At 72.2% G+C, this 9396-nt stretch carries 12 protein-coding genes; 4 read left to right on the top strand and 8 right to left on the bottom strand.

What is annotated here, in order from left to right:
• The 4 genes from ABD207_RS27220 to rimP all read right to left on the bottom strand — a co-directional run.
• Nucleotides 1-502 (bottom strand): translation initiation factor IF-2 N-terminal domain-containing protein (locus ABD207_RS27220; RefSeq protein ID WP_344015831.1); only part of this gene is annotated, 502 nt, incomplete at its 3' end.
• Between the two features lie 160 nt (nucleotides 503-662).
• Nucleotides 663-944, bottom strand: coding sequence for a YlxR family protein (locus ABD207_RS27215; RefSeq protein WP_344015830.1), 282 nt, complete (start codon nucleotides 942-944; stop codon nucleotides 663-665).
• Between the two features lie 137 nt (nucleotides 945-1081).
• Nucleotides 1082-2068: a transcription termination factor NusA gene (gene nusA, locus ABD207_RS27210; protein WP_344015829.1), complete on the bottom strand. Its 987-nt coding sequence runs from the start codon at nucleotides 2066-2068 to the stop codon at nucleotides 1082-1084.
• A 2-nt stretch (nucleotides 2069-2070) separates the two neighbouring features.
• On the bottom strand, nucleotides 2071-2568 hold the full coding sequence (rimP, locus tag ABD207_RS27205; RefSeq protein ID WP_344007803.1) for a ribosome maturation factor RimP: 498 nt from the start codon (nucleotides 2566-2568) through the stop codon (nucleotides 2071-2073).
• A 147-nt stretch (nucleotides 2569-2715) separates the two neighbouring features.
• Here rimP and ABD207_RS27200 point away from each other — a divergent pair, with 147 nt between their 5' ends.
• Genes ABD207_RS27200 through ABD207_RS27185 form a run of 4 tightly spaced genes read left to right on the top strand, consistent with a single transcriptional unit; the run spans nucleotide 2716 to nucleotide 5072 of the window.
• A complete protein-coding gene (locus tag ABD207_RS27200) occupies nucleotides 2716-2973 on the top strand; it encodes a hypothetical protein (RefSeq protein WP_344015827.1) in 258 nt (85 codons plus the stop codon).
• 1 nt (nucleotide 2974) lies between these two features.
• On the top strand, nucleotides 2975-3586 hold the full coding sequence (locus ABD207_RS27195; RefSeq protein ID WP_425580833.1) for a hypothetical protein: 612 nt from the start codon (nucleotides 2975-2977) through the stop codon (nucleotides 3584-3586).
• A 17-nt stretch (nucleotides 3587-3603) separates the two neighbouring features.
• A complete protein-coding gene (locus ABD207_RS27190) occupies nucleotides 3604-4080 on the top strand; it encodes a ferritin-like domain-containing protein (protein ID WP_344015825.1) in 477 nt (158 codons plus the stop codon).
• Nucleotides 4081-4130: 50 nt separating this feature from the next.
• The gene (locus ABD207_RS27185; RefSeq protein ID WP_344015823.1) at nucleotides 4131-5072 is read left to right on the top strand and encodes an aminoglycoside phosphotransferase family protein; all 942 of its coding nucleotides are present in this window, start codon (nucleotides 4131-4133) and stop codon (nucleotides 5070-5072) included.
• A 510-nt stretch (nucleotides 5073-5582) separates the two neighbouring features.
• On the opposite strand, the gene ABD207_RS27180 is transcribed toward ABD207_RS27185, so the two are convergent.
• The 4 genes from ABD207_RS27180 to ABD207_RS27165 all read right to left on the bottom strand — a co-directional run.
• Complete coding sequence (locus tag ABD207_RS27180; RefSeq protein ID WP_344015821.1) at nucleotides 5583-7283, bottom strand: proline--tRNA ligase; 1701 nt, start codon at nucleotides 7281-7283, stop codon at nucleotides 5583-5585.
• A 72-nt stretch (nucleotides 7284-7355) separates the two neighbouring features.
• Nucleotides 7356-7886: a GNAT family N-acetyltransferase gene (locus tag ABD207_RS27175; protein ID WP_344015819.1), complete on the bottom strand. Its 531-nt coding sequence runs from the start codon at nucleotides 7884-7886 to the stop codon at nucleotides 7356-7358.
• Nucleotides 7887-7915: 29 nt separating this feature from the next.
• A complete protein-coding gene (locus ABD207_RS27170) occupies nucleotides 7916-8764 on the bottom strand; it encodes a GNAT family N-acetyltransferase (RefSeq protein WP_344015817.1) in 849 nt (282 codons plus the stop codon).
• 169 nt (nucleotides 8765-8933) lie between these two features.
• The coding region (locus ABD207_RS27165; protein WP_344015816.1) for a flavodoxin-dependent (E)-4-hydroxy-3-methylbut-2-enyl-diphosphate synthase at nucleotides 8934-9396 on the bottom strand (463 nt) is incomplete at its 5' end.

The raw sequence follows: 9396 nt of genomic DNA, 5'->3' as shown, positions 1-9396 counted from the left end.
CGCCGGGACGCGCGCCGGGCTTCGGCCCCGGCTGGGCCGGGGCCGACGGCGGGGCCTGGAACTCCGGGGCCGCCGGAGCCGGACGCGGCGTGGGCCGCGGACCCGGCGTCGGGCGCGGACCAGGAGTGGCCGGCGAGGGCGCCGACGGAGCCGAGGGCTGCTGGCTCTCGGCGGGCTTGGGCGCGGCCGGCGGCTTCGGGGCAGCCTGACGGTCCCCCGCTGCCTGACCGGCGCGGGAGGTGCCCCCAGCCTGCGCCGGGGACGGCGCGGGGGCGGGCTTGGGAGCCGACGGCGATGCCTTCTTGGGCGCGGCGGGCTTCGCGGCGGACTTGCCGTTGCCCCCGCCCTGCTGGAAGGCGTCGGTCAGCTTGCGTACTACGGGCGCTTCGATGGTCGAAGACGCCGAACGGACGAATTCACCGAGTTCCTGGAGCTTGGCCATGACGACCTTGCTCTCCACGCCGAACTCCTTGGCGAGTTCGTAGACCCGGACCTTAGCCACTTCGCTCCTTTGAGGTCCGGGTTGCGTCCGGACCGTCGCTAGTTCATGGGCGTACTCATCGCGTACTCATCGAGTGCTCATCGCAATCTCGACCTGCTTTCGACTCGCGAGGTACCAGACCGCACGGGGGGTTCCGTACGGCGCTTCTTGCGGGCTGCTCTCAGCAACCTTGTGCCTGCTCGACGTACTGGCGCAACGCCATTACGTCGAGCGGTCCCGGGACGCGCAGCGCCCTCGGAAACGCCTTGCGGCGCACTGCCTGGTCCAGACAGACCGGGACGGGGTGCACATAAGCACCCCGGCCGGGCAGCGTACCGCGAGGATCGGGGACGCATGCGCCCTCGATCGCCACGATCCGCAGCAGCTCGTTCTTGGCCGCTCGCTCCCGGCACCCCACACAGGTGCGCTCAGGGCATGAGCGGATACGTGTCCGGCCAGACACAGCTAAGTCTACCTCCCCGGACCGACCTCACCCCTTTGGGGCAAGAATCGAACACCTGGCGGACGCAAAGCTGTCGTGATCTCAGCGCCCTGCGGACTGGATCTATTCCCCGGACGCCGCCGGAGCCTCGTGACCTGTCACTCCGCGGCCTGCTCGGTGTCGGGCCGGATGTCGATCCGCCAGCCGGTCAGACGGGCGGCGAGCCGGGCGTTCTGCCCTTCCTTGCCGATCGCCAGGGACAGCTGGTAGTCCGGCACGGTGACCCGCGCGGAGCGGGTCGCCATGTCCACGATCTCGACCTTGGACACCCGGGCCGGCGACAGCGCGTTCGCCACCATCTCGGCCGGGTCGTCGGACCAGTCGACGATGTCGATCTTCTCGCCGTTCAGCTCCGCCATCACATTGCGCACCCGGCCGCCCATGGGGCCGATGCAGGCGCCCTTGGCGTTGAGGCCGGGCCGGGTGGAGCGGACGGCGATCTTCGTGCGGTGACCGGCCTCACGGGCGATCGCGGCGATCTCCACGGAGCCGTCGGCGATCTCCGGCACCTCCAGGGCGAACAGCTTCTTCACCAGATTCGGGTGGGTGCGCGAGAGCGTGACGGACGGACCGCGCACGCCCTTCGCAACCCGCACCACATAGCTGCGCAGCCGCATGCCGTGCGGGTAGCTCTCGCCGGGCACCTGCTCCTGCACCGGCAGGATGGCCTCCAGCTTGCCGATGTCCACCAGCACGTTCTTCGGGTCGCGGCCCTGCTGGACCACGCCCGTGACGATGTCCCCCTCGCGGCCGGCGTACTCGCCGAGCGTCGCGTCGTCCTCGGCGTCGCGCAGCCGCTGCAGGATGACCTGCTTGGCCGTGGTGGCGGCGATACGGCCGAAGCCGGACGGGGTGTCGTCGAACTCGCGCGGCTCCTGGCCCTCCGGAACGTCCTCCGGGTCCTCCTTCGCCCACACGGTCACATGCCCGGTCTCCCGGTCGAGCTCCACCCGCGCGTGCCGGCGGCTTCCCTCAGTGCGGTGGTAGGCGATGAGGAGGGCCGCTTCGATCGCCTCGACCAGCAGGTCGAAGGAGATCTCCTTCTCCCGTACCAGGCCCCGCAGGGCGCTCATGTCGATGTCCACGGCTACGCCTCCTCTTCCTTCTTGTCCTTGCGGTTGAACTCGACCTGCACGCGCGCCCTGTCGATGTCGGAGAAGGCGAGTCTGCGGGTGGTGGCCTTGCGGCCCTTCACTCCGGGCACTTCGAGATCAAGACCCTCGTCGTCGGTCTTCAGGATCCTGGCGACCAGTTCGCCGCCGTCCGCCAGCTGGAACTTCACCAGGCGGCCCGTGGCGCGGACGTAGTGCCGGTGCTCGGTGAGGAGGCGCTCCGCGCCGGGGGTCCCGACCTCGAGGGTGTACTCCCCGCTGCCCATCGCGTCCGTCTCGTCCAGCTTCGCCGAGAGCGCACGGCTCACATCGGCGATCCGGTCCAGATCCGCACCGGTGTCGGAGTCGACGACTACACGCAGCACACGCCGTCGGCCGACCGAGTCCACGGCGATCTCTTCGAGATCGAGGCCCTGTGAGCTGACGAGCGGTTCCAGAAGTTCTCGCAGCCTCTCGCTCTGGGTGGTGCTCATCCGGGTGACTCCTCGGCCGCGTGTGCTGTTGTGGGATGGGTCGCGTGTCTGGTCAAAGGGTATCCGGTCGCGCAGGGTGTTGCCGTCCACCTGGTGACGTACGGTGCGGTCGGCTGCGCCGCGGGAGCGGCCCGGGGTGGGCTCAGGGTGAGCTCAGGGTGGCTCAGGGTGCCGATGGCGGTGGCCGGGCGTGGTGCCGGGTACCGTGATCGCGGGCTGTGGCCCGTCATCGTCTTCCGCCGCCGCGTTTCGCACGAGTTCCCCGAGGACGTCTGCCGTGTCGTTGTTCCCGCAGTCCGTGTCGTCTCCGTCGTCTCCGTCGTCTCCGTCGTCTCCGTCGTCTCCGTCGTCTCCGTCGTCTCCGTCGTCTCCGTCGTCTCCGGCTTCTGTGTCGTCGTCGGCTGATGTGTCGTCTCCGGCTTCGGTTTTGTCTGCGGTGGGGCCGCGGAGGAGGAGTCTGCTGATTGCTTCCGCGGTCTTGCCGGCTGTGGTCACGACGGGTTGCACCGGTGGGTCCGGGGCCTCGGGGGCGGGCGAGCGCAGGCGTGAGTCGGCGGAGGAGCGGGCGCGTGCGCGGGCGGCGCGGGAGAGCAAGGAGCTGGTGGAGCGGTACGACGCGGTGATCGCGGCGCATCCGAAGCTGGCGGGGCGGCTGGGGCCGCTGCGGGCGGATGTGGTGCGGCAGGAGGCGGCGTTCCGGGGTGGTGCGGGGAAGGACGCCTCGCCTTCGGCTTCGTCGTCGCAGTCGGCTTCGTCGGCTTCGTCGTCGGCTTCGTCGTCGGCTTCGCCGTCCGCGGAGGCTGTGGTGGCGCCCTCGGGCGGTGCGAGTTCGAGTGCGGCGCCTTCAGGGGTGCCCGGGGATGAGAAGGAGGCGCTTGCTCAGCTCGCCGCGGCGGAGCGGGAGCTGGCCGACCGGCGGACGGAGGCGCTGGTGGATGCTCCGGGTGAGCTGGCGCGGCTGCTCGCCTCGGTGGCGGCGGCCGGTGCGGCGCGTGCGTATCTGCTGACAAAGGGGTGACCGGAGAGGGTGACCAGATGAGCGACGGCGAGGCCAAGGACCGGGAGCTTCGGGCGCTGCAGGCCGCGCTGGCCGCGGAACATGCGGCGGTGTACGGCTACGGGGTCGTCGGCGGGCGGATCGGCAAGGAGCGGCGCGGGGAGGCTCGCGCCGCGTACGACGCGCACCGGGCCCGGCGGGACGTGCTGGTGCGGCAGGTGCGGGACGCGGGCGGCACGCCTGTGGCGGCGGCCGCGGGGTATGCGCTGCCGTTCGCGGTGCCGGACGCGGCGGCCGCGGTGCGGCTCGCCGCGGAGCTGGAGGCCCGGGTGGCCGGGATCTACGCCGACCTGGTGCGGGACAGCACGGGTGAGCGGCGGCGGGCGGCGGCCGAGGCGTTGCGGGAGGCGGCGGTGCGGTCGGTGCGCTGGAGCGGGAAGAGCGTAGCCTTCCCTGGGCTCGCCGAGCGGTCGGCGGCCGGTACGACGCCGGGGGCTGCGGCACCGGCGCGATGACGGGGGCGGCGTGCACACGCCGCGTACAGCAGGAAGGGAACGACTCGCGCATGGTTTTCGAACCGCCGAAGCGTCTGGTGAGGGCGCTCGCGGAGACGGCGCCGGACGGTGACGACTGGCTGGCGAAGCTGCCGGAGATGGCGGAGCGGGCCGTCGCAGCGCGCGAGTTGACCGTGGAGCGGGTGCAGGTGCCCGGCGGGCGGAGCAGCCTGGTGGTGCTGGTGCGGACGGCGGACGGCACGCCGGCCGTGCTGAAGCTGGCGCCGGCGCGGGCTCGGCCGGAGCATGAGCGGGCGGCGCTGGGGCACTGGGGTGGGCTGGGGGCCGTGCAGTTGCTGGAGTCCTCGGCCGGGCAGGGTGCGGAGCTGGGTCTGGAGCTGGGTGCCGAGGAGGGTGTGCTGCTGTTGGAGCGGCTGCATCCGGATGTGTCGGTGCGGTCGTTGCCGGAGGCGAAGGCGCTGCTGGAGGCGGCGGGGACGTTGCGGCGGCTGTGGGTGCCGCCGCCCGAGGGCCATGGCTTCGAGACGGTCGAGGAGCGTACGGGGCGGCAGGCGGAGGCCATGCGGGCCAGTGCGGAGCAGGATCCCGAGGTGCGGCCGCTGGTGGAGGCGGCGCTGACGGCGCGGGAGGAACTGCTGGCGACGACGCCGGAGTCGGCCGCGCGGCTGCTGCACGGGACGTTCCGGCAGAGCAAGGTGCTGGCCGGGGAGCGGATGCCGTGGCTGGCGGTGGGACCGGATCCGGTGGTCGGTGAGTGCGCCTTCGATCTGGCGCGGCTGGTGCGGGACCGGGTGGAGGATCTGATCGCGCAGCCGTCGGGGGCGGCGACGACGCGGCGGCGGGTGAAGCGGCTGGCGGAGTCGCTGGAGGTCGATCAGGAGCGGTTGCGCGGGTGGACGCTGTTCCGTGCGGTGGAGTCGGGGGTGCGGGCGCGGCGTGTGGGGCGTGAGCAGGATGCGGAGCTGCTGCTGGAGTTCGCCGGCTGGTTGTAGGGCGCGCGTGGTGGGGCGTGGTGTCGTGTGGCAGCGGTGCGTGCGGCGGGTGCGGGTGTGTGGGGGTGCGCGTTGATGCCTGCGGCGTCTGTGCGGGTCCGGTGGGGGTGCGCGTAGCGCCTTGGGGCGGTGGGTGGGTCGGGGCCGCACCGGAGGGTGTCCGTCCTCGGTACGCCGCTGGGTCGGTCATGGGGGTGGCCCGGGGTTTTCGCCGCCCGCTGCGGGCGGACACCCCCCGGCACGTCCCTTCCCGCCGTGGGCGACTTCGGGACACGGGGACGTCTGCGGAGCGGCCGCCGTGGGCGACTTCGGGACACGGGGACGTCTGCGGAGCGGCCGCCGTGGACGGGTGCGGGCACCGGGCGTCCGCGAAAGGGCACCGCCATGAACGGCCGCGGGACGCCGGGGCGTCCCCGAAAGGGGACCGCCATGGACGGCCGGCCGCGGGACGCCGGGGCCTCCGCAGATGAAGAGGGGCACCCGGGTGTGCGGGTGCCCCCTCCGGGTCGGTCAGGACGTGAGGCGGGTGATGGCCTCTTCGACGGTGAGTTCCTCGCGTTCGCCGGTCTTGCGGTCCTTGAGTTCGACGATGCCCTCGGCGGCGCGGCGTCCGGCGACCAGGATCTGGGGGACGCCGATCAGCTCGGAGTCGGTGAACTTCACGCCCGGGGAGACGCCGGCCCGGTCGTCGACCAGGACGCGGACGCCCGCGGCGGCGAGCTTCTCGGAGACGTCGAGGGCCAGCTCGGTCTGGAGGGCCTTGCCGGCGGCGACGACGTGGACGTCGGCGGGGGCGACCTCCTTGGGCCAGCACAGGCCCTTGTCGTCGGCGGTCTGCTCGGCCAGGGCGGCGACGGCGCGGGAGACGCCGATGCCGTAGGAGCCCATGGTGACGCGGACGGGCTTGCCGTTCTGGCCGAGGACGTCCAGCTTGAGGGCGTCGGCGTACTTGCGGCCCAGCTGGAAGATGTGGCCGATCTCGATGGCGCGGTCCAGCTTGAGGCCGGTGCCGCACTTGGGGCAGGGGTCGCCCTCCTCGACGACGACCACGTCGACGTACTCGTCGACCTCGAAGTCGCGGCCGGCGACGACGTTCTTGGCGTGCGTGTCGGCCTTGTTGGCGCCGGTGATCCAGGCGGTGCCCGGGGCGACGCGCGGGTCGGCGATGTACTTGACCTTGTCGAGGCCCTGCGGGCCGACGTAGCCGCGGACCAGGTCGGGGCGGGCGATGAAGTCGGCCTCGGTGACCATTTCGACGGCGGCCGGGGCGAAGTGGGCCTCGACCTTGCCCAAGTCGACCTCGCGGTCGCCGGGGACTCCGATGGCGACGATCTCGCCGTCGACCTTGACCAGGAGGTTCTTCAGGGTGGCGGAGGCCGGGACGCCGAGCTGGGCGGCGAGGGTCTCGATGGTGGGGGTGCCGGGGGTGGGGATGTCCTCCGCGGCGGGGACGTCCGTGGCCTCGACCGGCTTCAGCTCGTAGGAGATCGCCTCGGTGTTGGCGGCGAAGTCGCAGTTGGGGCAGTCCGCGAAGATGTCCTCGCCGGCCTCGGCGGGGGCGAGGAACTCCTCCGACTTGGAGCCGCCCATGGCGCCGGCGGTGGCGGCGCAGATGCGGTAGTCGAGGCCGAGGCGGTCGAAGATCCGCTGGTAGGCCTTGCGGTGGAGGGCGTAGGACTCGGCGAGGCCCTCGTCGGCGAGGTCGAAGGAGTAGGAGTCCTTCATCAGGAACTCGCGGCCGCGCAGGATGCCGGCGCGGGGGCGGGCCTCGTCGCGGTACTTGTGCTGGATCTGGTAGAGGATCACCGGCAGGTCCTTGTAGGACGTGCACTGGTCCTTCACCAGGAGGGTGAAGATCTCCTCGTGGGTGGGGCCGAGGAGGTAGTCGCCGCCCTTGCGGTCCTTGAGGCGGAAGAGTTCCTGCCCGTACTCGTCCCAGCGGCCGGTGGCGTCGTAGGGCTCGCGGGGCAGCAGGGCCGGGAGGAGGACCTCCTGGGCGCCGATGGCGTCCATCTCCTCGCGGACCACCCGCTCGATGTTGGCGAGGACCTTCTTGCCGAGGGGCAGCCAGGACCAGATGCCGGCGGCGGTGCGGCGGACGTAGCCGGCGCGGACGAGCAGCTTGTGGCTGAGGACCTCGGCGTCCGCCGGGTCGTCGCGCAGCGTCTTCGCCATCAACTGGGACATGCGCTGGACCGGTGCGTTCGCCATGGTTCTCGTACTCCTGCTGCGTCTGGGTGATGACAGGAGGTTAGCCGGGCGGTGCCAGCCGGTGGAAATCGGTTATGCGCGAAGGAGTGGCAGCGGGGCGCCCATGACGGCGTAGGGCTTGGGGGCGCTGGGGAAGTGCACCTGGCGGGCGAGGTCCTTGTAGCCGAGGGAGCGGTAGAGCTTGCGGGCGGGGCTCTCGACGTCGATGGCGGAGAGGATCGACCGGGGCTCGGTGGCGGTGTCGGTGATGGTGGTGATCAGGGCGCGGCCGATGCCCTGCTTCTGGTGGCGGGGGTGGACGTGCAGCTCGGTGATGACGAAGGAGTCGTCGAGCCAGTGGTCGTTGCCCTGGGCGCGCAGGTAGGGCTCGACGACGGTGGACCACCAGTGGGTGCGGTCGTTGGGCATGCCGTAGACGAAGCCGAGCAGCCGGCCGTCGGCGGTCGCCCCGTAGGCCCGGGCGCCCCGGTGGGTCATGTGGCGCAGGACGATCTGCCGGCGGACCGCCACCTCGTCGGGGCCCAGCCCGAAGGCCGCTGCCTGAACGGCCAGGGCCTCGTCGACGTGGGCGGTGAGGTCCAGGGGGCCGATGACGGGGTCCATGCCGGGGAGCCTACAGTCCCGGCCCGGGGTCAGAAGAGGACGCTCATGAAGGCGCCGACCTCCTTGAAGCCCACCCTCTCGTAGGTGCGGCGCGCGGGGGTGTTGAAGTCGTTGACGTAGAGGCTCGCCACGGGAGCCACGTCGGCCAGGGCGTAGCGCAGGACGGCCGCCATGCCGGGGGCCGCGAGGCCCTTGCCGCGGTGCTCGGGGGCCACCCACACGCCCTGGATCTGGCAGGCCCGGTCGGTGGCGGCGCCGATCTCCGCCTTGAAGACGACCTTGCCGTCGGCGTCGAAGCGGGCGAAGGACCGGCCGGAGCCGACGAGTTCGGCGACTCTCGCCTGGTAGAGCAGGCCGCCGTCGCCGGCCAGCGGGGAGACCCCGACCTCCTCGGTGAACATGGCCACGCAGGCCGGCATGATCGTCTCCATCTCGTCCTTGCGGACGCGGCGGACGTAGGGGTCCGGGGCGATGTGCTCGGGCAGCCGGTCGGTGACCATCAGGGGCTGGTGGCGGCGGACCTCGCGGGCGGGGCCCCACTGGGGTTCGAGGAGCCGCCAGAGTTCGGCGGTGGTGTCGGCCGGCCCGACGATGGAGGAGCAGCGGCGGCCCGCGCGGCGGGCGCGGTCGGCGAAGGCGCGGATCGCCCTGGGGGTGGCGCAGATGGGGACCAGGTTGGCGCCGGCGTAGCAGAGCGAGGTGAGGATGCCGCCCTCGTACCAGCCCCACATCTCGCCGCCGAGCCGCCACGGGTCCAGGCCGGCGACCTGCACCCGTGAGGTCACGAAGGCGTTCGCCACGGGCTCGCGGTCCAGGACGGCGAGGGCGGCGTCCAGGTCACTCGGTTCGAGGACCCGGGAGGTGGTCTGCGTCAACACGGGCGGGGCCTCACACACACTCGGGTCTGCTGATTTCCGCACTGTACCTGCGGAGCTTGTGCGGTGCCGCCTCGCGGAGGCCGGCCCTTCGACCCGCGGGCGGCACCGCCCGTGCCGCCGTGCCGGGGGCTGTCGCCCCCGGGGTCGTGCTCCGGTCCGGCGGGGGGTGTCAGTCCGCGACGGAGACCGACGGCTCGCCCGAGGGCACGCCGTCCTTCTCCATCTGCTCGGCCAGCTTCATGGCCTCGTCGATCAGCGTCTCCACGATCTTCGACTCGGGCACCGTCTTGATGACCTCGCCCTTCACGAAGATCTGCCCCTTGCCGTTGCCGGAGGCCACACCGAGGTCGGCCTCGCGGGCCTCGCCGGGGCCGTTGACCACGCAGCCCATCACGGCGACCCGCAGCGGCACCTCCATGCCGGTCAGGCCGGCGGTGACCTCCTCGGCCAGCTTGTACACATCCACCTGGGCCCGGCCGCAGGACGGGCAGGAGACGATCTCCAGGCCCCGCTGACGCAGGTTGAGCGACTCCAGGATCTGGATGCCGACCTTGACCTCCTCGGCCGGCGGCGCCGACAGCGACACCCGGATCGTGTCCCCGATGCCCTGCGACAGCAGCGCACCGAAGGCC

This window comes from Streptomyces thermospinosisporus, assembly GCF_039526425.1.
GTDB lineage: Bacteria > Actinomycetota > Actinomycetes > Streptomycetales > Streptomycetaceae > Streptomyces > Streptomyces thermocarboxydovorans.
Note: the sequence above shows the minus strand (reverse complement) of the source record. Positions and strands in the feature narration are given on the sequence as shown.

Excerpts from the sequence above, each read along its gene's own strand:
- rimP (WP_344007803.1), bottom strand. The coding sequence starts at position 2,568 with ATGAGCACCACCCAGAGCGAGAGGCTGCGAGAACTTCTGGAACCGCTC.
- ABD207_RS27190 (WP_344015825.1), top strand. The coding sequence starts at position 3,604 with ATGAGCGACGGCGAGGCCAAGGACCGGGAGCTTCGGGCGCTGCAGGCC.
- ABD207_RS27185 (WP_344015823.1), top strand. The coding sequence starts at position 4,131 with ATGGTTTTCGAACCGCCGAAGCGTCTGGTGAGGGCGCTCGCGGAGACG.
- ABD207_RS27180 (WP_344015821.1), bottom strand. The coding sequence starts at position 7,283 with ATGGCGAACGCACCGGTCCAGCGCATGTCCCAGTTGATGGCGAAGACG.
- ABD207_RS27175 (WP_344015819.1), bottom strand. The coding sequence starts at position 7,886 with ATGGACCCCGTCATCGGCCCCCTGGACCTCACCGCCCACGTCGACGAG.